This is a genomic window from Nitrosovibrio sp. Nv17, assembly GCF_900119085.1.
Classification (GTDB): Bacteria; Pseudomonadota; Gammaproteobacteria; order Burkholderiales; family Nitrosomonadaceae; genus Nitrosospira.
In genome coordinates this window covers 1-25,919 of record NZ_FPIQ01000015.1, presented here as the reverse complement: position 1 = coordinate 25,919, position 25,919 = coordinate 1, and the positions used below count along the sequence as shown (strand labels likewise).

At 61.7% G+C, this 25,919-nt stretch carries 27 protein-coding genes and 2 tRNA genes; 7 read left to right on the top strand and 22 right to left on the bottom strand.

All coding sequences use genetic code 11. The features are described from left to right. Positions 1 to 4 precede the first annotated feature (4 nt). The 4 genes from coaD to BT108_RS09315 form a co-directional block, all read right to left on the bottom strand. Positions 5 to 496, bottom strand: a complete 492-nt coding sequence (coaD, locus tag BT108_RS09330; RefSeq protein WP_072294270.1) for a pantetheine-phosphate adenylyltransferase — start codon at positions 494 to 496, stop codon at positions 5 to 7. After that, on the bottom strand, positions 489 to 1,034 hold the full coding sequence (gene rsmD / locus BT108_RS09325; protein WP_072294269.1) for a 16S rRNA (guanine(966)-N(2))-methyltransferase RsmD: 546 nt from the start codon (positions 1,032 to 1,034) through the stop codon (positions 489 to 491). Before rsmD ends, coaD begins: the two co-directional genes overlap by 8 nt. A 31-nt stretch (positions 1,035 to 1,065) precedes the next feature. Further along, complete coding sequence (locus BT108_RS09320; protein WP_072294304.1) at positions 1,066 to 2,376, bottom strand: M16 family metallopeptidase; 1,311 nt, start codon at positions 2,374 to 2,376, stop codon at positions 1,066 to 1,068. A gap of 115 nt (positions 2,377 to 2,491) precedes the next feature. Beyond that, positions 2,492 to 3,913: a M16 family metallopeptidase gene (locus BT108_RS09315; RefSeq protein ID WP_083566336.1), complete on the bottom strand. Its 1,422-nt coding sequence runs from the start codon at positions 3,911 to 3,913 to the stop codon at positions 2,492 to 2,494. Positions 3,914 to 4,009: 96 nt separating this feature from the next. Between BT108_RS09315 and ftsY the strand changes: the two genes are divergently transcribed. The 4 genes from ftsY to rpoH all read left to right on the top strand — a co-directional run bounded on the left by ftsY (position 4,010) and on the right by rpoH (position 7,589). After that, positions 4,010 to 4,996, top strand: coding sequence for a signal recognition particle-docking protein FtsY (gene ftsY, locus BT108_RS09310; RefSeq protein ID WP_072294268.1), 987 nt, complete (start codon positions 4,010 to 4,012; stop codon positions 4,994 to 4,996). A gap of 93 nt (positions 4,997 to 5,089) precedes the next feature. Continuing rightward, positions 5,090 to 5,743 carry a cell division ATP-binding protein FtsE gene (gene ftsE, locus BT108_RS09305; protein ID WP_072294267.1) on the top strand — a complete coding sequence of 218 codons (654 nt, stop codon included), beginning with the start codon at positions 5,090 to 5,092 and terminating at the stop codon, positions 5,741 to 5,743. Beyond that, on the top strand, positions 5,740 to 6,648 hold the full coding sequence (gene ftsX / locus BT108_RS09300; protein WP_072294266.1) for a permease-like cell division protein FtsX: 909 nt from the start codon (positions 5,740 to 5,742) through the stop codon (positions 6,646 to 6,648). Before ftsE ends, ftsX begins: the two co-directional genes overlap by 4 nt. A gap of 89 nt (positions 6,649 to 6,737) precedes the next feature. Then, on the top strand, positions 6,738 to 7,589 hold the full coding sequence (gene rpoH, locus BT108_RS09295; protein ID WP_072294265.1) for an RNA polymerase sigma factor RpoH: 852 nt from the start codon (positions 6,738 to 6,740) through the stop codon (positions 7,587 to 7,589). A gap of 45 nt (positions 7,590 to 7,634) precedes the next feature. On the opposite strand, the gene BT108_RS09290 is transcribed toward rpoH, so the two are convergent. The 12 genes from BT108_RS09290 to aroQ all read right to left on the bottom strand — a co-directional run bounded on the left by BT108_RS09290 (position 7,635) and on the right by aroQ (position 16,328). Beyond that, positions 7,635 to 7,877, bottom strand: coding sequence for a BolA family protein (locus tag BT108_RS09290; RefSeq protein WP_072294264.1), 243 nt, complete (start codon positions 7,875 to 7,877; stop codon positions 7,635 to 7,637). Between the two features lie 81 nt (positions 7,878 to 7,958). Further along, entirely contained in the window at positions 7,959 to 8,714 is a 756-nt protein-coding gene (locus tag BT108_RS09285; RefSeq protein ID WP_072294302.1) for an ABC transporter permease, read from the bottom strand. 45 nt (positions 8,715 to 8,759) lie between these two features. Continuing rightward, positions 8,760 to 9,053: an STAS domain-containing protein gene (locus BT108_RS09280; protein WP_072294263.1), complete on the bottom strand. Its 294-nt coding sequence runs from the start codon at positions 9,051 to 9,053 to the stop codon at positions 8,760 to 8,762. A gap of 3 nt (positions 9,054 to 9,056) precedes the next feature. Then, entirely contained in the window at positions 9,057 to 9,686 is a 630-nt protein-coding gene (locus BT108_RS09275; RefSeq protein ID WP_072294262.1) for an MlaC/ttg2D family ABC transporter substrate-binding protein, read from the bottom strand. A 75-nt stretch (positions 9,687 to 9,761) separates the two neighbouring features. Further along, on the bottom strand, positions 9,762 to 10,235 hold the full coding sequence (gene mlaD / locus BT108_RS09270) for an outer membrane lipid asymmetry maintenance protein MlaD (RefSeq protein WP_072294261.1): 474 nt from the start codon (positions 10,233 to 10,235) through the stop codon (positions 9,762 to 9,764). Further along, complete coding sequence (gene mlaE / locus BT108_RS09265; protein ID WP_072294260.1) at positions 10,235 to 11,032, bottom strand: lipid asymmetry maintenance ABC transporter permease subunit MlaE; 798 nt, start codon at positions 11,030 to 11,032, stop codon at positions 10,235 to 10,237. Before mlaE ends, mlaD begins: the two co-directional genes overlap by 1 nt. Further along, on the bottom strand, positions 11,025 to 11,837 hold the full coding sequence (locus BT108_RS09260) for an ABC transporter ATP-binding protein (RefSeq protein WP_072294259.1): 813 nt from the start codon (positions 11,835 to 11,837) through the stop codon (positions 11,025 to 11,027). Before BT108_RS09260 ends, mlaE begins: the two co-directional genes overlap by 8 nt. Before the next feature lie 40 nt (positions 11,838 to 11,877). Next, positions 11,878 to 12,891: a DUF3426 domain-containing protein gene (locus BT108_RS09255; RefSeq protein ID WP_072294258.1), complete on the bottom strand. Its 1,014-nt coding sequence runs from the start codon at positions 12,889 to 12,891 to the stop codon at positions 11,878 to 11,880. 21 nt (positions 12,892 to 12,912) lie between these two features. Next, positions 12,913 to 13,839 (bottom strand): 50S ribosomal protein L11 methyltransferase, encoded by a 927-nt coding sequence (gene prmA, locus BT108_RS09250; RefSeq protein ID WP_072294257.1) that lies wholly within the window; start codon positions 13,837 to 13,839, stop codon positions 12,913 to 12,915. Between the two features lie 49 nt (positions 13,840 to 13,888). Next, complete coding sequence (accC, locus tag BT108_RS09245) at positions 13,889 to 15,244, bottom strand: acetyl-CoA carboxylase biotin carboxylase subunit (RefSeq protein WP_072294256.1); 1,356 nt, start codon at positions 15,242 to 15,244, stop codon at positions 13,889 to 13,891. A gap of 63 nt (positions 15,245 to 15,307) precedes the next feature. Beyond that, entirely contained in the window at positions 15,308 to 15,763 is a 456-nt protein-coding gene (accB, locus tag BT108_RS09240) for an acetyl-CoA carboxylase biotin carboxyl carrier protein (RefSeq protein WP_072294255.1), read from the bottom strand. Between the two features lie 109 nt (positions 15,764 to 15,872). Further along, the gene (aroQ, locus tag BT108_RS09235; protein WP_072294254.1) at positions 15,873 to 16,328 is read right to left on the bottom strand and encodes a type II 3-dehydroquinate dehydratase; all 456 of its coding nucleotides are present in this window, start codon (positions 16,326 to 16,328) and stop codon (positions 15,873 to 15,875) included. 381 nt (positions 16,329 to 16,709) lie between these two features. On the opposite strand from aroQ, the gene BT108_RS09230 reads away from it, so the two are divergent. The 3 genes from BT108_RS09230 to BT108_RS09220 all read left to right on the top strand — a co-directional run bounded on the left by BT108_RS09230 (position 16,710) and on the right by BT108_RS09220 (position 18,573). Continuing rightward, positions 16,710 to 16,785, top strand: a tRNA-Thr gene (locus BT108_RS09230). Between the two features lie 415 nt (positions 16,786 to 17,200). After that, a tRNA-Lys gene (locus BT108_RS09225) sits at positions 17,201 to 17,276 on the top strand. Positions 17,277 to 17,850: 574 nt separating this feature from the next. Beyond that, positions 17,851 to 18,573, top strand: a complete 723-nt coding sequence (locus tag BT108_RS09220) for a PEP-CTERM sorting domain-containing protein (protein ID WP_218184851.1) — start codon at positions 17,851 to 17,853, stop codon at positions 18,571 to 18,573. 200 nt (positions 18,574 to 18,773) lie between these two features. On the opposite strand, the gene BT108_RS09215 is transcribed toward BT108_RS09220, so the two are convergent. The 6 genes from BT108_RS09215 to BT108_RS09190 all read right to left on the bottom strand — a co-directional run. Then, on the bottom strand, positions 18,774 to 20,216 hold the full coding sequence (locus BT108_RS09215) for a putative sulfate exporter family transporter (RefSeq protein ID WP_072294253.1): 1,443 nt from the start codon (positions 20,214 to 20,216) through the stop codon (positions 18,774 to 18,776). Beyond that, entirely contained in the window at positions 20,213 to 20,572 is a 360-nt protein-coding gene (locus BT108_RS09210) for a DUF5395 domain-containing protein (protein ID WP_072294252.1), read from the bottom strand. Before BT108_RS09210 ends, BT108_RS09215 begins: the two co-directional genes overlap by 4 nt. A 5-nt stretch (positions 20,573 to 20,577) precedes the next feature. Further along, positions 20,578 to 20,784, bottom strand: a complete 207-nt coding sequence (locus BT108_RS09205) for a hypothetical protein (protein WP_072294251.1) — start codon at positions 20,782 to 20,784, stop codon at positions 20,578 to 20,580. Between the two features lie 335 nt (positions 20,785 to 21,119). Beyond that, entirely contained in the window at positions 21,120 to 23,930 is a 2,811-nt protein-coding gene (locus BT108_RS09200; protein WP_255369682.1) for a multicopper oxidase domain-containing protein, read from the bottom strand. 34 nt (positions 23,931 to 23,964) lie between these two features. Then, the gene (locus tag BT108_RS09195) at positions 23,965 to 25,140 is read right to left on the bottom strand and encodes a multicopper oxidase domain-containing protein (RefSeq protein ID WP_072294250.1); all 1,176 of its coding nucleotides are present in this window, start codon (positions 25,138 to 25,140) and stop codon (positions 23,965 to 23,967) included. A gap of 365 nt (positions 25,141 to 25,505) precedes the next feature. Further along, positions 25,506 to 25,919 (bottom strand): response regulator transcription factor (locus tag BT108_RS09190; RefSeq protein WP_143142448.1); only part of this gene is annotated, 414 nt, incomplete at its 5' end.

Below are 25,919 nucleotides of genomic sequence, written 5' to 3'. Positions count from 1 at the left end.
CCGCCTAGCCGGCGGACTGGGAATGGATCTTTTCCCGGAGCCGCGCGGCGACCAGCGGATGCACGAACTTGTCGACGCTGCCGCCGAGCAGCGCGATTTCCCGCACAATGGTGGCGGAGATAAACATATACTGCTCCGAGGGCGTCATGAATACGGTCTCGATTCCCGGATGGATGCCGCGATTCATGCCTGCCATCTGGAATTCGTACTCGAAGTCCGACGCCGCACGCAATCCGCGCAGCACCACCCTGGCTCCTTGCCGATGGGTGAACTCCATCAGCAGGCCGGAAAAGGCCGTCACCTCGACATTCGGGTAGTCGGCCAGCACCTGGCGACCGATTTCCACCCGCTCATCCTGCGCGAAGAACGGTTTCTTGGCGCTGCTTGTGGCCACGGCGACCACCACGCGGTCGAACAGCCCCGCAGCACGCCGGATCAGGTCCTCGTGCCCGCGGGTGATGGGATCGAAAGTGCCCGGGTAGATCGCCTTATCCATGTTCTTGCGGTTTCAGAAGCTGATAGTATACGCCGCCTGCCTGTCCCGTGCGCCAGGCCAGCCAGTCTGCGCCCGGCTCCGGCGGGCGCTCGTCCTCGACGTAGACCAGTCCGCTTTCCGCGAGGTGCGTGGAAAGCAGGGAGAGAAGCCGGGGCAGCAGAGCTTTCCGGTAGGGTGGGTCCAGGAAGATGACGTCGAACTGCTGCCGGTCGGAATCGAGGAATGCCAGCGCGTCCATTGCGACCAGTTGAATCCGGGTGGCTTTCAACGACTGGATATTACGCCTCAGCGCCTGCAGGGCTGCCCGCTCGATTTCGACCATGACCACTTGCGCAGCCCCCCGGGAAGAGGCTTCGAAACCCAGGGCGCCGCTGCCTGCGAAGAGATCGAGGCAGATTTTACCGCTCAGATCCTGGCCCAGCCAGTTGAACACGGTTTCGCGTATCCGGTCGGGGGTCGGGCGCAAATCCGGATTGTCGGCAACGGCGATCGTGCGGCTGCGCCAGTCGCCGCCGATGATGCGCACCTTGTTTTTCATGAAAACGGATTCAACCGGGACGCGGCGTCTGCTATTCCTTCTCCGGCGCGCCCACCACGACAGCCACCATGCCTTCCGGTTTGATGCGGCGCTGGAAAGCGTCCTTGATCTGGGCCACCGTCACGCTCTCCACGCGCTTCAGGTAATCCTCGAGGTAGGTCAGCGGCAGTTTGTAGAATCCGATCATGGCGAGATACCCGATGATTTTCCGGTTGCTGTCGATGCGCAGGGGAAAGCTGCCGATGATGTTCTGCCTGGCCGCTGCCAACTCCCGTTCCGTTGGTCCGTTCGCCACGAAATCCTTCAGAACCTTGCGCGTCAGCGCCAGCGCCTCTTCCGACTGCTCCTTGCGGGTCTGGAGGCCGATTTCGAACGGACCCTGCTCCCTGAGCGGCATGAAGTGGCTGGAGACGCTGTAGGCCAGGCCGCGTTTCTGCCGGATTTCCTCCATCAGGCGCGAGGTGAATCCGCCGCCGCCCAGGATGTGATTGCCGAGCAGCAGCGGAAAATAGTCGGGATCGTCCCGGCGCAGGCCCGGATAGGCGAGCAGGATATGGCTCTGGGTGGCGGGATGGGCGATTCTCCGGATTTGCGCCAGCGGCTGTGATACCGGCGGCACGGCACCCACTGCCGCGCTCTTGGGCAGCTGGTTCGTCAGCGATTCGGCGATGGCGGCTGCTTCCTCGCGGGTGACGGCGCCCATGATGGAGACGGTGGCGCCGGATGCCACGTAGCGGGAATGATGGAGCGCCACCAGATCCTCGCGTCGCAGCGCACCCACCGTAGCGATTTCGCCCGAGCCGCGCAATCCGTATGGATGGTCGCCGTAGAGCATCTGCATCAATGCGCGGTCGGCGATGGCATCCGGCCGGGTGTCGGCTTCCTTCAGGCCGGCGATGATGCGTTGCTGTTCACGCTCCATCACGCCAGCCGGAAATTCCGGGTGCTGCACGATGCGGGCCAGCACGTCGAGGGCCTGCCGGCGCTCCCGTGCGCTGCTCAGCGTGCGCAGCACGATGCCCGCGCGATCCTGGTCAAAGTAGGCCCCCAGTTCGGCGCCCACGTCTGCGATCGCCCTGGCGATCTGATCCTCGGACAGCCCATCCGCACCCAGGCTGAGCAGACGCAGGACCAGGGCGGCGCGACCGGAGGTTGCAGGCGTATCGGTGCCGCTTCCCGCGCCGAAATCCACGCTGACGTCGAGTATCGGCAGGTCGTGGCTTTCGACGAAGTACACCTGCGCTCCGGTGGCGGCCTGCCACTGCTGGATCGGCAGCGTGGCCGAAGCCCATGGGGCCGAAATGCCCAGAAACAGGATCAACAGGCTACGTGTCGCTAGCATCGGGAATCCTCTTCGCTGGATGGCTTTCCGGCCGGGGCCGGCATCGCTGCCGGTGCCGGAAAGCGGATGGCTCGTGTTTGCGTGCATCAGGGGAATCGGCGGGAGCGGTTCTCGATCAATGGCGCATTCCGGGTGGCGTGGCGAATGGCGGCTTATGTTCCAGCGGCTGTGGGTCGAGCACCGCGACTGTCAGGCCGTCATCCTGAAGGTATTTCCTGGCGACCTCGCGCACCTGCTCGGCCGTGACGGCCTGCAGTTTCTTCAGCATGGTATCGATATCGCGGTGGGACAGGCCGATACTCTCCAGCTGGCCGATCTGCATCGCCTGGTTGGACATCGAATCGAGCTGGAATATCTCGCTGGCCACGATCTGCGCCTTGATGCGTGCCAGCTCCTCTTCGGCGATGCCTTCCTGCACGAGTTTCTCCACTTCCGCGCGCAAGCCCGCCTCCAGGTCGGCCACCGTCTTTCCTTCGCTGGGAATACCGTTCAGATAGAACATGCCGGGGCCTCTTCCCGTGGAGTCGTAGCCTGCACTCGCCGAGCTGGCGATGCGCTGCTCGCGCACCAGCTGCCGGTTGAGGCGCGCGGATTCGTTGCCGTCCAGCACACCCGCCAGCATCTCCAGCGCATAGGGTTCCCAGTCCGCGGCAGGATCGCGCAGTACCGGAGCGTGGTAGCCCATCACCAGATACGGCAACTGGGCGGGCGCCTTGACGGTGATCCGCTTGATGCCGATCTGCGGCGGTTCGGCCTGTGGCTTGCGCCGGCCCAGCGGCAGCAGGGAACGAGGCTTGATCGGGCCGTAGTATTTCTGCGCCAGAGCGAACACCTGCGCCGGATCGACATCGCCCACCACCACCAGCACGGCATTGTTCGGCGCATACCACCGGTCGTACCATGCCCGCGCGTCAGCGACATTCATGTTTTCCAGGTCGTTCATCCAGCCGATGACTGGACGCCGGTAGGGGTGCGCCTGCAGAGCGGACGCGACCATCTTCTCATACAGCAGGGCGCGTGGCTGATCGTCCGTGCGCAGGCGCCGTTCTTCCATCACCACCCTGATTTCCTTGGAGAATTCCTCTTCCGTCAACACCAGGTTGCGCATCCGGTCGGCCTCCAGTTCCATGGCCAGCGGCAGACGGGACTTCTGCAGCTGCTGGAAGTAGACAGTGTAGTCGCGACTCGTGAACGCGTTCTCGCGACCGCCGGCCGCAGCGATCCGCCTGGAAAATTCACCCCCGGGAACTTTACGGGTACCCTTGAACATCATATGCTCCAATACGTGGGCAACTCCCGTGGTGCCGTTGAATTCGTCGATGCTGCCGGCCTTGTACCAGATCTGCGAGACCACGACCGGCGAACGATGGTCCTCCTTGACGATCAGCCTGAGTCCGTTGCCGAGCGTGAACTCGTGTATCGCGGCCAGAGCATCCGGAGAACCCGGCAAGCCCGCCAGCACCGAAATGGCGGTCAGTACCGCCAGCTTCGCGGTTCGCCGCCGGGCGAGGGGGATGATGCGATCGTGAAAGCGCATTTTTGGCAACCTGAACACGGGTGAACGGACTAAGATCCGGATCGCATGTTCGTTCCGGATCAGCATTGTTTCGACGAGGGTAGACAGCCTAACAGAATGCAGAGTTTCTTCAAATCCCAAAAAAGTGCCGTGCCGAACGATGGGCAGCCTGAAAACTGGGCGAGCAGGGTCCGGGTCGGCCTTTCCCGTACCCGCAACAGCCTGGGCAGGCAGCTGGCGGGGCTGTTTGGCGGGGGGAAGATCGACGACGTTCTCTATGAAGAACTGGAAACCGCCCTGCTGGCGGCCGATGCCGGGGTCGACGCGACGACTTCGCTGCTCGACGAGGTGCGCAAGCGGGTCAGGCGTGAAGGATTGGTCGACGCGGCGCAGCTCAGGATTGCCTTGCAGCAGGCGTTGGTGGATCTGCTGGCGCCGCTGGCGCAGCGCCTGGATACGGATGCGCACAAGCCGTTCATCGTGATGCTCGTGGGCGTGAACGGTGCTGGCAAGACGACCTCGATCGGCAAGCTTGCCCGTTACTTCCAGTCGCAAGGCAAGACCGTGCTTCTGGCTGCAGGCGATACTTTTCGTGCCGCCGCACGCGAACAGCTCATGGCCTGGGGCCAGCGCAACGGCGTCGCCGTGGTTGCGCAGGAGGCAGAGGGGCAGCACAAGGGCGACCCGGCGGCCGTGATATTCGACGCGGTGAATGCCGCCCGGGCGCGCGGTATCGACATCGTTCTGGCGGACACGGCTGGGCGGCTGACCACGCAGTCCCACCTCATGGAGGAGATCAAGAAGGTGAAGCGCGTCATCGCCAAAGCCGAGGCGGGCGCACCCCATGAAGTGCTGCTGGTGCTCGATGCCAATACCGGACAGAATGCCGTCAGCCAGGTCAGGTCCTTCGACGAGGCCCTGGGTCTCAGCGGCCTCATCGTCACCAAGCTTGATGGCACCGCCAGGGGAGGAGTGGTCGCCGCCATCGCCCGGGAGCGTCTGCAGCGGCCGCCCCTGCCGATACGCTTCATCGGCGTGGGCGAGGGCATCGACGATCTGAGACCGTTCGAGGCGGAGGCGTTCGTCGAAGCGCTGTTCGATTGACACCGCCATTGATGGAAATGGAATGAGATTCAGATGCGGGTTTCCAGGCGGATCCCTTTTCATGCGCCGGTTCCGTAGCGCACGCGATTTCTCGTGATCAGCTTCAGCCAGGTCTGCAAGCGCTACCCCAACGGCTTCACCGCGCTGCAGGACATCGGCTTCACCGTCGAGGCGGGGGAAATGGCACTCGTCACCGGCCATTCGGGCGCTGGCAAGAGCACCCTGCTTCGCCTCATCGCCGCGATCGAGCGTCCCACCTCCGGCAGCGTCATCGTCAATGGCCAGAACGTCGGTGCCCTCAAGAGCGGAGCCATTCCGTACCTGCGGCGCAATCTGGGACTGGTTTTTCAGGACCAGAAGATCCTGTTCGACCGCTCCGTCTTCGACAATGTCATGCTGCCGCTCCAGGTGGGCGGCTTCGATTCCCGTGCGGCATCCGGCAGGGTGCGCGCAGCCCTGGACAAGGTGGGGCTGCGGGACAGGGAAAAGGCGCGTCCGATCACGCTGTCCGGCGGCGAACAGCAGCGCCTCTGCATCGCGCGGGCCATTGTCCACCGGCCCTCCATCCTGATTGCCGACGAGCCGACCAGCAACCTGGACATCGGCTATGCGAAAGACATCATGGCGATGTTCAGGGCGTTTCACCAGGTCGGCGTGACGGTGCTGATCGCCACCCATGACACGGAATTGCTGTCGGAAATGGCGGTGCGCATCCTGACGCTGGATCACGGCAGGCTCGCCGCATGAGCGTGTGGCTCTCTCATCACTGGCATGCCTTCGTGCTGTCGCTGAAGCGGCTGGCGGCGGCCCCCGTCGGCAGTGTGCTCAGCATACTCGTGATCGGCGTCGCCTTCAGCCTGCCCGCTGGAATCCATATGCTGCTGGGCAACATTCAGACACTCTCCGCGCACATCGCAAGCATGCCTCAGCTGAGTCTGTTTCTCCGGGTGGATGCCGGGGACGAGGAGTCGGCGCAGATCGGAGTCCGGCTCAGGGAGCATCCGCAGGTAGCGAGTTTCGAATTCATTCCCAGGGATCGCGCCCTGGAGCAGCTCAAGCAGGAGAGTGGGCTCGCGGGACTCATGGAGGGGCTGGAGCGCAACCCGCTGCCTGACGCGTTCGTGGTGAATGCCGCGAGCCCCCTGCCGGCCGTACTGGAGGCGTTGCGGACGGAATTGCAGGCATGGCCGGGCGTCGAGCATGCCCAGCTGGATTCGGCATGGGCGAGCCGCCTGGATGCCTTGCTCAACCTTGGCAGGCTGGCGGTATTGATGCTTTCCATCCTGCTGGGGTTCGCTCTGATAGCAGTGACGTTCAACACCATACGCCTGCAGATACTCACCCGACGGGACGAGATAGAGGTCTCCAAGCTCATTGGTGCAACCGCCGGCTTCATCCGCCGGCCTTTCCTCTACTTCGGCGCCCTGCAGGGAGTCGCCGGCGGCCTGGCGGCATGGTTCATTCTCCTTCTCGGCATCCGCCTGCTCGACACCGAGTTGCGGAAGCTGGCGCAGCTCTACGGGGTCGATTTTTCCCTGCATCATCTTTCCATGGAGGAAAGCCTGATCCTGTTGCTGGTCTCGGCATGCCTGGGCTGGATCGGGGCGTGGCTTTCCGTGGCCAGCCATTTGTGGCGGATAGAGCCATATTGATCATATGTTTATGTTTTATCTGAGGAACTTTTCCCGATAATGGCTTTCTTATCTTGAAAGCACAGGTTCAGAGATTTTGAGGAGAGCACATGACTTTTGCCCTGACCATTCCATCGACGAGCGGCAGCATCGAAAGCTACATCCAGTCCGTCAATCGTTTTCGCATCCTGACGCCGGAGGAAGAGTTCCGGCTGGCACGTTCCCTGCGAGACGACGGCGACATCGATGCCGCCCGCCAGCTGGTGCTGTCGCATCTGCGCGTGGTAGTGGCGATTGCCCGGGGGTACCGCGGCTATGGCCTGCCCCAGGCGGACCTGATTCAGGAGGGCAACATCGGACTCATGAAGGCGGTGCGGCGCTACGACCCCGATCGTGGGGTCAGGCTGGTGTCGTTCGCGGTGCATTGGATCAAGGCGGAGATACACGAGTTCATCCTGCGCAACTGGCGGCTGGTCAAGATCGCCACCACCAAGGCGCAGCGCAAGCTGTTCTTCAACCTGCGCAGCATGAAGTCGGCGCTGGACACCATGAACCCGGAGGAGGTGGATGCCGTGGCCAGGCAGCTCGGCGTGAAGACAGAGGATGTGGTGGAGATGGAAACCCGCTTCAACGGGCGCGACGTGCCCCTGGAGTCGTCCGATGAGGATGATGACGAGACATTCAGCCCCATCGCCTACCTGACCGATGGCTCCGAGCCGATGCACCTGCTGGAGACCGAGCAGACCATGCGCCTGCGGGGAGAAGGGCTGGAGCGAGCCTTGGCCGGCCTGGATGCGCGCAGCCGGCACATCATCGAGGCACGCTGGCTGAGGGAGAACGGTGCCGCCACGTTGCACGATCTTGCCGGGGAACTGGGTATTTCCGCAGAGCGGGTGCGGCAGATCGAAGCCAAGGCGATGCAAAGGATGCGCGCCGTGATGGGAGATGCCACCGCCGCGTAACGCGGGTACCGTGCGGCGGCGCCCTGTGCGCGGACGTTCCTTTCCTCAATGCGCTTCCGCCCATTGTTCCGGCGTCAGGGTTTTCATGGACAGTGCGTGGATTTCCTGCCTCATCCTGTCGCCCAGGGCGCGATAGACCAACTGGTGCTGCTGCACCTTGTTTTTTCCCCTGAATTCGATACTGACGATGATGGCGCTGAAATGGCGGCCGTCGTCACTTTCCACGTGCACCAGTTCGCACGGAAGGGAGGTCTCGATATGTTGCTTGATGCTTTCGGGTGTGGCCATGATTCCCTCTTCAAGAAAAATGGGTAGTCAAGAGTAAGAGTCATCGAGGCTCGGCGCAGCGAGCACCAAGTCCGGGACCCGTCAGTGACGGATCTTGTAGCCCTTTCTGAGCATCCGCAGCGTCAACCATGATACCGTCAGAAAGCAGGTTGCCACAATGGCGAGACTGGTGCGTGGAGAAACGTCCGAAATGCCGAAGAAGCCGTAACGGAAGCCGTCGATCATGTAGAAGAACGGATTCAGATGCGACAGCACCTGCCAGAACGGCGGCAGGCTGTGGATCGTGTAGAACACGCCGGACAGGAATGTCAGGGGCAGGATGACGAAATTCTGGAACGCGGCAAGCTGGTCGAACTTGTCCGCCCATAGGCCGGCAATGACGCCCAGCGCACCCAGCAATGCGCTGCCCATCAGGGCGAACGCGAGTATCCATGGAAACGACTCGATGGCCACGTCCATGAACCCCGCCGCCACCAGATAGACCCCGGCACCCACCGCCAGCCCGCGCACCACCGCCGCCGCCACGTAGGCCAGAAACATCTCCCGATAAGACAGCGGCGAGAGCAGAATGAAGACGAGATTGCCCGAGACTTTCGATTGGATCAGGCTGGAGGAGGAATTGGCGAACGCATTCTGCAGCATTGCCATCATCACCAGTCCTGGAATCAGGAAGACGACATAGGCGATACCCGGATACGCCTGGACGTGCTTCTCCAGCGCATGTGAAAAGATCAGCAGGTAGAGCAATGCGGAGAGCATGGGAGCCAGCACGGTCTGCAGGCCGACTTTCCAGAAGCGCAGCAGTTCCTTGTGAAGCAGGGTCAGGAATCCGGTCACGCGGCAATCATTCCGCGGCATTGCCTGGACGGCGGTGCCCGGTGCTCATGGCGAGAGGATCAGGTCGGAAACACCGTACAGCTGCGCCAATCGCTGCAGAGCCGTCGGCAGATGGATGAAACGTACCGTACAGCCGCGCTGCCGTGCCGCGCGCTTCCATTCCAGCAGCATGCTGAGGGCGGAGGAGTCGACCTCCGTCACCCCTGCCAGATCGATCACGTGTTCGCCACGGTTGAGCAGGGCAAGGCCCCGCTCCATCATTGCGGCAGCGTTGTCGAAGGTGATGGGCCCTTGGAGGGCCAGGTCGCCGTGTTCCGAGAGGATGGGCGTGGCCGGCATGGATCAGTATGCCGCCTCGGAATTGCTGTCGTTTGCCTGGTTCTTGTCCACCAGCGTCTTCAGCAGTTTTTCCACACCGCCATCGCGCACCTGGTTGCTGAAGGTGCTCCGGTAGTTGGTGACCAGGCTGATTCCGGCAACCGTGACATCGTACACCTTCCAGCCGTCATCGGCCTTTTCCATGCTGTAGTCGATGGGAACCGGCTGCTGCCCACGATCCTGCATCACCTTGGTCTTGACGATGACCTCTGATGCATCCGCCGGCGCCTTGAGCGGCTCCACCTTGATGGCGTAGTCGCGATAGTCGGTCAGGGCATTGGAATAGGTGCGGATCAGCAGCGTGCGAAACTCCTTGATCAGTTGCTGTTGTTGATCGGGTGTCGCCCTGGACCAGTTTTTCCCCATCGCCAGGCGGGTCATGCGGGTAAAATTGAAATGGGGCAGGATCTTGGCCTCCACCAGGTCGAGCAGCCTGGCGCGGCTGCCCTGCAATGTCTTGTCCTGCCTGATGATCTGCAGGACTTCCTGCGCGGTATTCTCGACCAGGGTATCGGGATTGGCCGGTGCCGATCGTGCGGGCGACGCCAGCAGCCCAATTGCCAGAAACAGGAAGATGCCCAGGTTTTTTTTCATGGTGTTCCCTCGCGATGATGATTCAGTTCAGGTTGCCGGGATTTCCGGAGACGACGGAACGATCCGGGTACCTCCTCATTCGTCCGACGTCTTGTTCTCCGAGGCCTTGTCGAACAGGAATCGTCCGATCATTTCCTCCAGGACCATGGCGGAATTGGTTTTCATGATCCTGTCCCCGTCCTCGAGTATCGTGTCGTCGCCGCCCGCTGCCAGGCCGACGTATTGTTCGCCCAGCAGGCCCGATGTAAGGATGCTGGCAAAGGTGTCCTTCGGGAAGCGGTAGCGCTGGTCGATGCTCATGGTGACCGTGGCATCGTAGGTGCCGGTGTCGAGCTGGATGTCCGTGATGCGTCCCACCACCACGCCTGCGCTCTTCACGGGCGCACGGACCTTGAGGCCGCCGATGTTTTCGAAGCTGCCGGTCAGGACATAGCTTTCTCCCGTGCTGTAGGTCCCCAGGTTTCCTATCTTGAACGCCAGTACCAGCAGTGCGCCGATTCCGGCCATGACGAACACGCCCACCCACAAGTCCATCGTCGTGCGCTGCATCAGCCCATTCCCCTGAACATGACCGAAGTCAGAACGAAATCCAGTCCCAGTATCACCAGGGCGGAGGTCACCACCGTGCGGGTGGTGGCGCCGGAGACGCCCTCGGCAGTGGGTGACGCATCGTAGCCTTCGAACACCGCGATGGCCGTGACTGCCCCCCCGAATACGCAAGTCTTGATGACGCCGTTGACGATATCATAGCGATAGTCGACTGCGCTCTGCATCTGCGACCAGAACGATCCGTCATCCACGCCGATCAGCACCACCGCAACCAGGTAGCCGCCGAATACGCCCACCACCGAGAACAGCGCGGCGAGGAGCGGCATGGAGATCACGCCAGCCCAGAACCGGGGCGCGACCACGCGTGCGATCGGATCCACCGCCATCATCTCCATCGCCGCCAGCTGGTCAGTGGCTTTCATCAGGCCGATCTCGGCGGTGATCGCGGAGCCGGCCCGGCTGGCGAACAGCAGCGCCGCCACCACCGGGCCCAATTCCCGGACGAGGGACAGCGCCACCATCGTGCCCACCGCGGATTCGGCGCCGAATCTCTGTAGTGTCTCATAACCCTGCAATCCCAGCACCATGCCGACGAACAACCCCGATACGATGATGATGATCAGCGACAGCACCCCTGTAAAGTAAAGCTCCCTGACGACCAGTCCGATCCGCCGGAAACTGGTACCGGACTTGAGCAGTATCAACGCAAAGAAGCGGCTGGCATAGCCCAGCCGCCAGATGCTGTCGATGACCCGATGACCGACACCTCGGACACCGGCAACGAGGCGGCTAGGCAAGGCCGCTCTCCAGCCCGAGATCGTTCTCGTAGGCGCCGGAAGGGTAGTGAAAAGAGACCGGGCCGTCCTCCTCGCCATGCAGGAACTGGTGGACGAAGGGTGTCGCGGATTCGTGTATCTCCGCAGGTGTTCCATGCGCGGCGATCACGCCGTCCGAAATGAAGTAGACGTAGTCGACGATCTTGAGGGATTCCTGCACGTCATGCGTCACCACGATGGAGGTCATGCCGAGCGCATCGGTGAGGCGGCGGATCAGATTGCCGATGACGGCCAGGGAAATGGGATCGAGGCCGGTGAATGGTTCGTCGTACATGATCAGCAGGGGATCCAGCGCGATCGACCGCGCCAGTGCCACACGCCGGGCCATGCCTCCCGAGAGCTGTGCCGGCATCAGTTCGTGCGCGCCGCGCAGGCCGACTGCCTGCAGCTTCATCAGCACCAGGTCGCGGATCATGGCTTCCGGCAGGTCGGTATGCTCGCGCATCTGGAAAGCCACGTTGTCGAAGACCGAGAGATCGGTGAACAGCGCGCCGAACTGGAACAGCATGCTCATCCTGCGACGCATCCGGAAAAGCTCTTCCCGTCCGAGTTCGTGCACGATCCTGCCGGCAACCTTGACGTATCCCGAAGCGGGACGCACCGCGCCGCCGATGAGGCGCAGCAGCGTCGTCTTGCCGCTACCGCTACCGCCCATGATGGCGATGACCTGGCCGCGTGCCATCGTCATGTCGATGCCCTTCAGGAGCGCCCGCTCACCGTAGGAAAAATTCAAATTCTTGATTTCTATCAGCGTTTCGGAGGGCATGTGGCCTGAAGGCGTGAATTCCGCGGACGTTGATTTTAACCTAAATACGGAGGATGGGCAGGAAGGAAAGGGCTGCGGACCGGAATCCCTCCGACGGCTGCTCCGGATAGAACAGGAAAATCCGGTATCCGTCCATGTCCGGATGATCGCCTTCGAAACGCAGCTTGACATCGAGATCGTGCCCGGGAGCGATGGCCCCGGAAGGATGCGTGTGTGCTTCCAGATATCCTGCCGGATCGAAGACATGCCTGGCCAGAGGCCGTTCGCCGGCATCGGTGAGGGTCAGGTCGAAGGAGGGAAACGCCTGGGGGTAGGATGCATAGTTGTGTACCGTGGCGTGGAGCGTCATGATGCCGATATGCTGGGCATCCGTCTGCAGATCGGATGTCTCGATGCTCAGGAGTGCCGCGTTGCGTGGATAGGGAATGCTGCATCCCAGCAGCTCGCAATAGCGTTCCAGCAAGGGCCGGATGGCGGGCATGGCGGTGGCGAGTTCGACGCGGAAAAGATGGCCGGTCTGGAGCAGCAATGCCAGCAGCAGGACGCCGTTTGCGATATTCCACGGCATGGCGATGTGCCTACTCCAGGGCAGCCTGCCGGGATCGGTATCGGCAGGTGCCGGGTCTGCCTGGATCGGATTGGGTGCGACCTCGTTCCGCATGCTGGAGAGGGAAGGTGGATCGGCAAGTGCCCCCTCTACGGCCACGGGTTTTGTTTCCGCGGGCAACTGAATCCGTGGGGCGGCTGCAGGGCCGGCCTGTTTTTCCGCCTCGGCCGATTGGCCGGCGTGGGGCGTGGCTGCCGGTTCATCCGGGAGGGGAATGCCCTGTTCATGCGCGTGGGCCACGTCGGAATGATCCGGTTCTGCCGCGTCCGGCGGCGCCGACGAGGGTGGCTCAACGGATTTCATCGCCCGTATCAGGGCGAGCGTAGCAAAGCCATCGAATACGTGCAGGCAGCGCCCGCAGCGTACCTTGCCACCCTGGGCGCGCAGTTGCGGCGGAACGACGCGGAAAGCGGTGGTGCAGCTAGGACAACGGGTGACGAGCGTCATGAGCGTTCCCGAGCAGGAAGTTCAGTACTCCTTGATCCCGGCCAGCAGTACCCAGCCTTCACATCTACCGCTTGGCGACATCCGGAACCATGGCCGATAGGCGTGCTCGATCTCCTGCGCCTGCGTATCGAGTATGCCCGAAAGCACGATGCGGCCCTGGGGACGGGTTGCCTGCGCGAGTATCGGCGCCAGCATGACCAAGGGGTTGGCGAGGATGTTGGCGACGACCACATCCACCTGAGTGCCGTGTGCGGGGTTCGAAGTCTCGGCATGCGCCGCCTGGAATGTCACGCGGGCTGCGTCGCATCGGTTGAGGGCGGCGTTGCTGCGACTGGCCGCAATGGCCTGCGCATCGATGTCCACACCGATGACACGGCGGGCGCCGAGCTTCCACGCGGCGATGCCCAGTATGCCGGAACCGCATCCATAGTCGAGCACATCTTCCTCTCCATGGAGATTTTCGTCAAGCCAGGCAAGACATAGTTGCGTGGTGGGGTGGCTACCGGTGCCGAAGGCGATGCCGGGGTCGAGCACCAGATTGACGGCGGCAGGATCGGGTGCGCGATGCCATGTCGGTACGATCCACAATCGCGACGATATCCGTATAGGGTCGAACTGGGACTGCGTCGTGCGCACCCAGTCCTGCTCCTCCACCGTGGTGACGTGGCAGGGGGGCGGATTGGGCAGTCCCAGCGCCTGTGTCGCGGTGCACATGACCGAGGCGATGTCGGTGTCAGCCGGGAACAGGGCGGTCAGTTCCGACACGGGCCAGATGCTCCCGGCCGATCCCTCCGGCGCGCACGGCTCATCGAACAGCGGTTGCTCATGCTCGGTGCCGGCTGCGGCGTCGCGCAAGTCGGTGGACAGGGCGCCGAGCGCGAGCAGTGCATCGCTCAGGATTTCGGCATGCGCGGCGTCGATTTTCAGCGTCAGGGCGACCCAGGGCATGCGCTAGGGAGATACCCGCAGGGGGCGCGCTGGAACGGCGGTTCCCCGGTCACGAGGTCTTGTTGTGATTGGCAAGCTTCTGCTCTAGATAATGGATGCTGGTGCCACCCGTCAGGAAAGCCGCATCCGACAGCAGGTCGAGGTGCAACGGCGTATTGGTGTGAATTCCTTCGACCACCATTTCCGACAGGGCGATACGCATCCGGGCGATGGCCTGGTCGCGGTTGTCCCCGTAGGAAATGACTTTGGCGATCATGGAATCGTAGTAGGGCGGTACCATGTAGTTATGGTAGATGTGGGAATCGACACGTATGCCGGGACCACCCGGCGCGTGGTACTGGGTGATGCGTCCCGCCGACGGCGTGAGCTTGTAGGCATCCTCCGCGTTGATGCGGCACTCGATGGCATGTCCTTTCCAGGTGACATCGCGCTGGCGGATGGTCAGCTTTTCGCCGGCTGCGACGCGAATCTGGGCCTGCACCAGGTCCAGGCCCGTGATGGCCTCGGTGATGGGATGCTCCACCTGCAGGCGCGTGTTCATCTCGATGAAGTAGAATTCGTTTTTTTCGAACAGGAACTCGAATGTTCCCACTCCGCGGTAGCCGATGCGGCGGCAGGCATCGGCGCAGCGTCCGCCTATCCTGTCACGCAGCCGCGGAGAGATGCCCAGGGCGGGCGCCTCCTCGAGTATCTTCTGGTGCCGGCGCTGGGTGGAGCAATCGCGCTCTCCCAGGTGGATGGCGTTGCGATGCTCGTCCACCAGCACCTGGAATTCGATATGCCGCGGATTCTCCAGGTATTTTTCCGCGTATACCATAGGGCTGCCGAATGCTGCCTGCGCTTCGGTGCGGGTGATGGTGACCGCGTTGGAGAGCGCCGCTTCGGTGTGCACCACGCGCATCCCGCGCCCGCCGCCGCCCGCCGCCGCCTTGATGATGACGGGATAGCCGATCGCCCGTACGATCGCCCGAACCTCGTCGAGCGATTCCGGCAGTGCGCCATTGGAGCCCGGGACGCAGGGAACCCCCGCCTTTTTCATCGCGTTCTTGGCGCTCACCTTGTCGCCCATCAGGCGGATGGTCTCGGGGCGCGGGCCGATGAAGACAAAACCGCTGCGTTCCACGCGTTCGGCAAAATCGGCATTCTCGGAAAGGAAGCCGTAGCCTGGATGAATGGCTTCCGCGTCGGTCACTTCGGCCGCACTGATGATGGCAGGAATGTTGAGGTAGCTCTGTGCCGACGGGGCCGGCCCGATACACACGGATTCATCGGCAAGCTTCACGTATTTCGCATCGGCATCCGCCTCGGAGTGCACCACCACCGTCTTGATTCCCATTTCACGGCAGGCGCGCTGGATACGCAGGGCGATCTCACCGCGATTGGCTATCAGGATTTTTTCGAACATGGAGTATTGTGGTTGAGTTTCCGGAAACGCCGTCATCTTCGGCATTTCCGGAAGGGTTTGCCGTCATTCGATCACGAACAGGGATTCCCCGTATTCCACCGGCTGGCCGTTTTCCACCAGCACGGCGCGGATGACGCCGGCCTTGTCCGCCTCGATCTCGTTGAGCAGCTTCATGGCTTCGATGATGCACAGGGTGTCGCCCACCTTCACTGTTTGCCCTACCTCCACGAATGGGTTCGCCCCCGGCGAGGACGAGCGGTAGAACGTGCCCACCATCGGTGATTTCACCACATGGCCTGTCGGAGGCGGTTCGGCCGGCGCGGGCGCAGCCGGCGGTTCGGCCACAATCCCCGGCGGAGCGGCCTGCAGCACCTGCGGCGCCGTGACGTAGGCATGCGCCACCGGTGCGGCTGCGGATTTGCTGATGCGCACCCGCTCCTCGCCCTCGGTGATCTCCAGTTCACCTATGCTCGATTCCTCCACCAGTTCAATCAGTTTTTTAAGCTTGCGCAGATCCATGAAAACCTCCGAAACGATGATGCATGTTGGTGTCCTGTTTCCTGGGCATTCGATCCATCGATTCGATCCCTTTCCGGCGGCATTCGATGGCGATGGGTTCTCGCCGGCGTCAGCGCATGGCCAGCGCGTAGCGCAGGGCCAGTTCATATCCCTGCGCGCCCAGGCCGCTGATCACCCCCAGGGCTAGGTCGGAAAAATACGATTCCCTGCGAAAGGATTCGCGCGCGAAGATGTTCGACAGATGGACCTCGATGAACGGCAGTCTGGCCGCGGCGAGCGCGTCCCGCAGGGCGATGCTGGTATGGGTGTAGGCGGCCGGATTGATGATGATGAAGTCGACGCCGTCAGTGGCCGCCTTCTGGATGCGATCGATGAGCTCTCCTTCCGCGTTGCTCTGGAATGCTGTCAGGTTTACACCATCCTGCTCTGCCAAATGCGCCAGATTGCGGTCAATTTCAGCTAACGTCGCAGAACCGTAGATTTCGGGCTCCCGACTGCCCAGCATGTTCAGGTTGGGGCCGTGGAGAATCAGGATGTTCCTTACGGGATACAGGCCGGCTGTCATTTCTCAAGTGTGCCGTAATCAGAAAAAAATGTCCATAAAATTAAGTGACGATCGACGAAAATAAGAGCAAATATGACTATTTCAATTGCCATGAGGTATTGCGCTAGCCTGGCGGCCCATACGATGGAGCGTTATGGATTTACCTTGATTTTCTGCAAAGATTCGATATCTAGCATTGATCTGCAACATTCTGCCGTAAGTGGCGGATGCCTGCAGAGCTGGACGATGGGGAAGCGGAGTAGGGACGGAATGGGAGACGCAGCTGCCTGAGAGGTCCCGCGTCCGGGACATGGGTGTACGGTTTATGTGCCTGCTACGCCAAGGCAGCAACGGCATTTGCCCGGCCCTCCTCAAACCTCTATAATTCCGGTCTGTCCCCGGGCTGTTGTAGCTCAGCTGGTAGAGCAACTGATTCGTAATCAGTAGGTCGGAGGTTCGACTCCTCTCAACAGCACCAGACCAGCGCCGGTCGATTCCTGACGGGACCGGGACCGCGGCGGAAGTATCGAGACCGTGGCTTGATGGCCTGGCTGCTCGTTGCTGTCTGTTTCCTGAAAAATCCTTGCCGCCTTCCCCGGCGATATTCGTTGAGCCTTTCTTTTCGTGGCTTCCTTTCTGGGTCGATCATCCATCCCGGAGCGTCGCACGTTCCTGCAATGCGGCGGCCGACACCCTGCCCTTCCTATGGAATCCACACTTCGAGTTCATGTCGAGGCCGGTTCCATGCGGGTCACCCCGGAGGACATATGACAAAGCAGTTCGTGCTCCATTCGCACCGGCTGTGGCGAAGGTGGGAGATATCGGATAAAATGCTCATCGACATCCACTCCTGGATGTTTCCAGGGCATTGATAGCAAGGAAGATATGTTCCCGGGTCGTTAGCTCAGCTGGTAGAGCAGCGGACTCTTAATCCGTAGGTCGAGCGTTCGAGCCGCTCACGACCCACCAAGTATTAAAGCGGCTTTCCGGGAGGGAGGCCGTTTTTCTTTTCTGCGTTCTGTGTAATTCCTGTGCAATTGCGTCAGCTAGATTTGCGAATGACGTGAGGCGAATTTGTTCATTGTTGCCTCGATGTGAGCCCGTCCTGGCGGCTATACCTTCTCTCATACTTAAATTTTCTGCCCCGGAATACACGCTTCACGGTCGGCAAATCAACGCCCACTTACAGATTGAGCGAGTGATCGCAGCGAGTCACAGGGTATGCCTTACTACTGAAGTTAGGTCCGAGGCCGGCACGAGTTGCTACTCGCTGGAAGGGTTTGTCCAGATTGTTGACGGTGTGGGCTTCACTCACGATCAGCGAGAAAATAATCGGGTGCGGCGGGTTGCAATGCTGCCGCATGTTCAACCAGAAATTCGGCAAGATACACTGTAATCGGTTGCTCGCGTTCCATTCACTGTTAATTATTTAGGTACTGCCTGCAATGTCGAAATTATTTACAGATGATCAGGCGCAATCATTACCTATGAGACGTGATCAATCCACAAATCGCCTATCCATGGGGATGAATGCATTAAAGGCATGATTATTGCTCATCATCATTATTCCAGCGTCCAGTCATACCTCATACATAATCCATTCTCCCCAGTCATGAACCTAGCTATTCGATTCTGCCAGAATACGGTCGTGCTGCCCCTTGCGGCCATAGTGCTGATTGCTGCTGCCACTAGCTCGCACGCGGTCATTGTCAACATCGACCCTAGCCAGAGTTCGGTGACTTACCATCATGGGCCCTCATTTTCTACTTGTGACCTCCAAGGCATTTGCGTGCCCCCATCTGATCCGCAGACTTTTATACTGTCAGGCAATTTCAACGTCATCCAGGAAGTCCCTGTGTGGCTTGATTCCCAGATAATCCGGTTTGACACTCTGGCGGTCGATAGTGGGGGCGCAACCGTACTGGGCTTTTCATTTCCTACTTACGCTGGTCTCTTGATGAATGAGGGGGATTTCATTGCAAGCAATGATCCTTGCTTCCTCTTGTCGTCGACGACCAGCTGTACAGGGTTATCGATGGGTGGGATAGATAATTTTTCCGGTACGTTTGATGGTGCCACACTGTCCATGACTGGAGATGAATACATAAGCGGCTCTTTCTACCACGACAGGTTCAGTTTCACTATTGTTGCCCAGGTGGGCAATCCGTTGCCCGTACCAGAACCTGAAACGTACGCCATGCTGATGGCCGGTCTAGGTGTTTTGGGATGGAGGGTACGAAGAGAGACTGCCAGACCGCCTCGTTGATTGCGTCGCCGGCAGTGACACTTCGAGGTCATTGGCGCTACTGCTCGGGCTAATCTATCCAGTCCCAATATTCTTGATCCGTAGGTCGAGCGTTCGAGCCGCTCACGACCCACCATTGGAACAGGTACTTGCAGCAGCTCTTCGGAGCTGTTCGTTTACGCGATGCCGAGCCCTTTTCCCGGAAGCCTGAAGAGTTCCGATCAGACGACCGGCGGCATCATGCCGCGATGGAACACCCACGCGACCCCGTACGCGATCGGAGCGATGATGCCGAACAGGGCAATCGCGTACAGTAGCGCGAGCTTGCCCATGCCCCTGAGCTTGCTGAAGTCGGTGATGGTGCCGATGCTGAGGAAGGTCAGCATGAACATCAGGGTGCGCATGGGGCCCTCCACCGGCGTGGCGGCCTTGTGCAGAACGTCGGCGACTTCCGCCCCGCTGGACGCGATGGCGATGTACGAAAGCCAGACCAGCAGATAGCCCAGCACGAACTTGGGGAACCGGTGCCAGATTTCCATGGGTCCGATCCTGGATTGCCCCGGCTGCCGTTCCACCTTGTACACCCATACGAGCGCCAGGACGAACGCCCAGACACCGATGAACATGTCGATCCAGATCTTGGTGGTGAGCGAAGCCATCAGGATCCATCCTTCCTTCCATACGACACCCTGATGGGTCAGGGCGTGGGCTCGCATCAGTTCGTCCAGCATGGCACCGGCAGCGGCGTCTGCGCCGTCGGTCTTGACCGTGAGTCCCAGGGCGGAGCCGTTGACGATGGGCTGTCCGGGGGCGAGGGCAGTGTACAGGCCGGGCAGGATGATGAGTTCGAACATGGCAAAGATCACCACCAGGATCGAGACCACGACCGGGATCACGGGACGGGCGCGAATCGCTCCCGCGGTGGCGATGGCGGCTGAGACGCCGCAGATCGAGATGCCCGAGGAGAGCACGGCGGATGCCTCCCGGGACAGGTGGAAGACTCTGCGGCCGAGCGCATAGACGATCGGCCAGAACAGCATGTAGGCGACGAAGGTGGCGGCGACGCCGGTCATGACCAGTTCGGCGATGAAACCGGCTGCCTCGATGGACATCACGCCGATCTTGATGCCGAGGAAAACGATCGCCGTCTTGATGAACCATTCCGGCTTGGCCGCTTCGCTGAGGAAGGCGGCGGTGCCCTTGAAGAAGTTGCCGATGACCAAACCGACCAGCAGGGCCAGCAGGTACGAGAAACCCCCGCCCAGCGACAGGCCCCAGTTCAGGCCATGCTTGTCGAATTCGTGGACGGGAACCTTGAAGTGTGCCTCCTGGCCGACGATCCATATGATCCAGGTCATCACGAAGAGCGCGCTCCATCCGGCGAGGAAGCGCTTCAGATTCAGCTTCATCGACCACGCGGCGACGCACGTCAGGACCGTGAACACCAGGTAGGTGGTGAACCAAGACAAGATCGGGTCGCCGTCGGCCTTGAGTGCGGCATTCAGCGAGAATTCGCCCCATACCCAGGTGCCGGGTTTGACCATCCATCCGGTGAGGTTCCATCCCCAGAGCGCGCTGACGCTCGCGAGAAACATCGACAGGCCCAGCCAGACGGCCCACCAGTCTTCGGTGCGCGCCATACCGGAGTACCACTTCAGGTTCATGGCGTGCCCTCCACCGCCGCTGTTGCGACTGCTCCGCCGCGCCGGGCGGGAGCGCGGCCGATGGTGCCGCCGGATACGTGCTCAGAGCATTCCATTCCCGGATTCAGGGTCAGCCTGACGTGGCGATTGAAGTAATGGTAGGCGTACTGCCTGATCCAGATGGGAATGCAGCCGAAGTCGAACGCCATGAACACCGTGATTTCGGTACGGCCCGGAAACAGTCGCGCACGCTCCAGGCAGCCGGCCAGATTGAGGTCCAGCTCGGACAGATCCCGCCCTTGAGCCTCGAAAACCGGATGGCATGCGATCCAGCAGTTGCCATCGTGGATCAGGCGGACGCCCAGATCGGCCTGCATGCAGCCTATCCGGGGAGCAGAAACAAGTTCACCAGCACTCCCAGGATGACCAGCCCGGCGATGCCGATGCCGATGCTCCACAGGCACAGGCTCGTTTCCCAGGCTTCCCAGGGCTCGGGTTCCCCCAGAATCGACTGGCCGGACAGGAGCGTGCCGGGCTCACCGGCAGCCTGGCGCAGGATTTCGCTTTCGGTATCGTGCATCGTCGTCATGTGCTCCACGGGGTCGGAAACGTGGTTTTGCGAGCGCCGATGATCGGGCGCTCTGGCTGACTATAGCTTTCGTCGGCGCGGCTTTCAAGAGACAGCGGTAAAAAGCGGCATGGGCCAGATCGGAATGATCGCGGGATGGCCTTCGAAATCCCGAGTCGGGTTTCCCATTCCGGCCATGGAGATGGGTGGAGCGCAGCAACACGGCCGCAAAACAAGTGCCTTGGGAACACTACTTCCCGGAAATCCGTGCTGCTTTCCCCGGCAATCCTCGATGGACAAAAAAAACGGCCATCGCATGGATGGCCGTCAACCGACAGTAAGGTGAGAGACTTGAGCTACGGGCCGGGATTGCGCTGCTCCGCGGTCAGCTGGGATTTCCAGCTGTCGGGCAGGTGTTTGACCCAGCTGTTGTACACGTTGGGGATACCAAGCACGCCCTGCCCCCCATAGCCAGGCAGGCCGCTGACGGGATCGTCGACAGGCGTCCCGCCGTTGCCGACCAGGGAAACCCTGCCGGCGATGCGGGCATCGGAGATGTTGCCGTCGTTATTCGGATCCACGTCGACCACGATCAGTTCGTTGGAGAACTTGCTGGTGACATAGGCATAATAGCCGCCGCCTTTCTTGGCCCCGAAATTTGCCCCATGGCAGCCGGGGTCGCAGGGCAGCATCTTGGCCACGGTGTCGGTCTTCGTGTCGATGACGATGATCGAGGGCGTCATCGTCGCCACCACCACGGCACGGCCGTCGGGCGAGACCGGCAGCTGGATGGGCAGCATGCCGGCAGTCGCCTCCCCGTTTCCATCCCGGTCCACGATCGTGCCGTCGATTGGATTGTAGTCCGCGATAAGGTTGATGGTCTTCAGCAGGGTACCATCTCCGTCGACGACGCTGACACTGTGGTGCAGCAGGTTGGCCGCGTAGTACTTGCTGGAATCGGGCATCATGGCGATGGCGATGGGGTGGGCGCCGGGTACCGTGCCGGTGGGCGTCCGCTCCAGTACGGCTTCGCTGTCCAGGTCATAGAATCCCACGTCGTTGGTGAAGATGTTGGGAGTGACGACCCGGGTGCCGTCCGCGCTGATCCAGTGTCCATGCGGATTGGCGGCGAGCTGGCCGGGTTTCTGCGTGGGAATCATCTTGCTGACCTCGGTTCCACCCGCCGGAATGAAGGAGATGCCGTCTTCACCGTTGTTGGTGACGGTGATGTCATCGGTGTCGGGACGGGTCATGACGTGGGCGGGCGCTTCGCCGACCTGGATGTTCCGGATCAGCGCGCCGTTGCTTCTGTTGATCAGCGTCAGCTTGTTGTCGAACCATTGCGTCTGGTAGACCACCGATTGATCCCGGTTGGTCCACATGTTGTGCGGATTGTTCATGTTGATCTGCGGCAGCGAGATCTTGCGAATGATGCTCCAGTTGGCAGTGTCGATCGCGGTGATCGTGCCGGGCTTCGTCTTGCCCGCGGTCTTTTCGAACTGGGTGTTGACCCATACCTCTCCCACGCCGGGTGTTGCCGGCGGAACCGGTGCCGTCAGGACCTGGTGATTGCCGTAGCGGGCGACAAGAACGTCCGACAGGTCGGCGACCGCGCCGCCGGTGATGCGTACCGGTACGCTGGGGTAGGTCAGCGTCCAGGGAGTCGGAGGCTGGTAGTTCTGCCAGTTGCCGGGCGAAGTGGCGATGAAGAAGGTTCTCAGCAAACGGGTGGCGAGGTCGCTGCTGGTGGGCAGATCCGTGATGCCGGTGGCCAGGTCGATGGCTTCCCCCAGATCCAGACCATCGGTGGCCGGATCATCCACGATCACCGCGCCGAACATGTAGGGATGCACCTTGCAGGTGAATACGTACAGGCCGGGCGTCGTCAGCTTGACGATGCCGCCGCCCTTGTAGGCCCTGCTTTGGTCGAAGGGCATGGAGGCGAGGTGGCCGCGGCTTCTCGGCTTCTTGCCGTCAGGGTGAGCATGTCCCGTCTCCTTGGCGGGGTCATCGGCCTCGCTGGGCCAGATCAGGCTGGTCATGGTATGCACCGTTCGCGTATCCGCCATGATGAAGTTCACGCTGCTGCCGGGCGGGATCACTTCCAGGGAACGGGTGCTGATCCTGCGTCCTTCCGTACCCGGGATGGCGCCGATCAGGGCGTCTCCACGCGCGCTTCGGAACCAGCTGCCCGGCTCGTCCGAGATCACGAAGGTGACGAGGCCGGGCTCGGTGCTGGAATTCGGGAAAATGGCCCCATAGGGCGAGGCGCCGGCGATGCTCAGGCCGGCCTGGTCGCCCTGGCCGCTTGGGGCGTCGACCCTGAAATTGCCGTGCATGCCCGCTTCCATGTGGGAGAACAGATGGCAGTGGTACTGCCAGCTGCCCGCACCCACCCCGGTGCCCGCCTTGACGGTGAAGGTATGGCTGTCGGCCACGTCGTTCATCAACCGGGTGTCGATGATGCTGTTGGTGCCGGGTTCCAGCCAGCGGTGGGCGTGCAGGTGGAAGGTGTGGCCGGGTCCGAGCGACAGGATGTGGAACCTGACGACATCGTCCTTGACCGCCCCGAGAATGGGATTGGTCCAAAGCGGCGTCTCGGTGCCCGACCTGGATATCTCCGATCCCCAGAAGGTCGAGCCGACCATGAACAGCACGTACTGCTTGTCGAGTTGCTGCACGTCGACCGATTTCAGGGCACCGTCGCCGTCGACGAAGCGTTCCGCTTTTCCATCCGGCCGATCGACCACGATCGCACCGAACAGGCCGAGCAGTTCCTGGCCCTCACCGTAGTACGGATAGGCGCCGGTCTTGCCGGCGGTGAGGGAGTAGCTCAGCGTGCCGCCATGGGGAGGCGCCTGCGTCGCGCCATGGGTCGCAAGGCCTGGCACCCTGAAGCCCGCCGGCTTGTCCGTATTGTTGGTCACCGTGACCTGGATGGTATCGCCCTGCCGGACGAACAGGGTCGGGCCCGGGATGACCGCTTGCCCATCCCCCCGTTTATAGCCGTACTGCCCGTTGGGCAGTATTTCTGCGGTCAATGCAAGGGTGTGGGTCGCCGCCCAGATTGCACACGGGGTCAGCAGGAGGGCCATGGCGCACAGCAGGCGTGCAATGCCTGCCATTGCGACGGCTCTCGGTCCGGAAAGATGCTGGTGCTTGTTCATTTGATGTCGTCCTCTTGATCTGTCTGCCGGTTTCTCAGGGAGTGCCGTGGGTAACATTGAAGCTCCCCCTCATGCCCATCAGCCTGCGGGAGAAATTCTCGTTGACATAGCTGGCGCTGTTCAGCGCCTTGATGGTGAATGCATGGTTTTCGAGAGGGCCGATGTTCTTTGCCTGGATCAGCTGTGTCGTGCCCGGCTCGAGCCAGCGATAGCCCTCGAGTCGGAAGCGGTTCAGGTAGGTTCCCATCGCGATGAGATGGAACCTCACATACTCGCCGCCGCCGGCCGTCAGTGCGGGATTGACGCCGAGCGGCGTCTGCCGCTTGGTGGCACTGTCAATTTCCATGCCCCAGAAGGCGTCGTCGGCCAGGTACAGCACGTAGTCTTTCCGGATATCCTGGATGGATACGCTCGATGCGCTGCTGCCGTTGCTCGCCGCGACCGCTCCGGACGCCGGGTTGACGATGACCGTGCCGAACAGTCCCCTGTCCTCGGAGCCATTGTGGGTTTCGAAGTTGTGATCGTGGTAGGGCCAAGTGCCGGCAGTGCCGGGCGCGACATCCCACAGATAGGTATAGAAGCGTCCCCCGGTCCCATGCTGGGGATGGGCGCCTTCATCCTCGACCCTGTTGATGATCTTCAGGGTGCCGTCGCTCAGGATGGTGTAGTGGACGCCATGCACGTGCACGCTGATCTGCTGTTCGGGACGGGTGTTCACGGCGTTGCGGATGGTCAGCCTGACCTTGTCTCCCTCCGTCAGCACGATCGTCGGGCCGGGGATCGTCGCCTGCGGGCTGTAGCGGGACGTGACATCCACACCATCGATCCGGTGCGAGACCATGCGATAGGCGAGCAGGCCGTCCTCGGTTTCCTCCCCCGCCATCTCGATGATATGCCTGGATCCGGCGCTTTGCTGTGCCGGCTGACTCTTGGCCGTTGCAGCGGGCGTGCTGATGGTTTTCTTGTCGTCGGCACGGATCACCTCCTTCCGGCCATCGGTCTTGGCCTTGACGAGAGGCTGGAGCGATTCCCCCTTACCGGAAGCGGCGGTGTCGCTGCCGATGCTCTCGGCGGGGACACCCAGCAGCATTCCGACCGACAGCAGAAGAACGATTACCGGTTTCAGCATGGAATGCCTCGATTGCCGCATGGGTGAGGCGTGTCGGGCATGGCCGATGTCCCCCGTCGCATGCAGATATTTACTTTTCATAGTAGAAAACTCCTCTCTGAAAGAACGGCCATCCTCCGGCCCCGGCAAACGACAAGTGCCGCACTGGATCAGGTGCGATGTCGAATCGCCGGGCTGTGAAGGATCGGCGGGATCGGCGCGAGGCCGGGCGGCACCGGTGGGGCTGGCCGATCATGCGTTCCGATCGGGAAAGCGCGTGCGGAAGGCCGTCGAGAATCGCTGCATGTCCTGTGCGGCAGGCGAGATTCCTCCCTGATCGCGCTGCGGATTATGGGGCAGCAGAAAAGGATGTGCTACGGGAGGGTTGTCTCTGCCAGAGCGGATATTTGTACCGGATTTGCGGAGCGCGGCCGGTACGGCTGTCCCGGCCCGCCCTCCCGGGGCTGCTAGGGATGGACGGGGCGGGAACGGGCAGGCGCGATGTCGAGCCGGTGATGGTGGAGCTGGGCGAACATGAAGAGGTCGAAGCGGTTGCGGATGCCAAGCTTGCCGAAAATCGAGGTCAGGTGGTTGCGCAGCGTCTGCTCGCTGATCCCCAGCGTGTGCGCAATCCTCTTGTTCGAGGCGCCCGCCTCGCTCGCGAACGCCGCCACGATCGCGCCTTCCTTGCGCGTCAGCGCAACGATCCGCTCGGTGACGGGATCGGCAAACGCCGGCTCCGCCTGCACGAAGCTGGTCACGACGCGTCCCATCGTCTTGCGCGGCAGCCACAGCTCGCCCTCGTGAACCTTCTGGATCGCCTTGAGAATGGTCGCTGTCGGCTGCTCCTTGTACACCACGCCCCGCGCCCCATGGAAGAC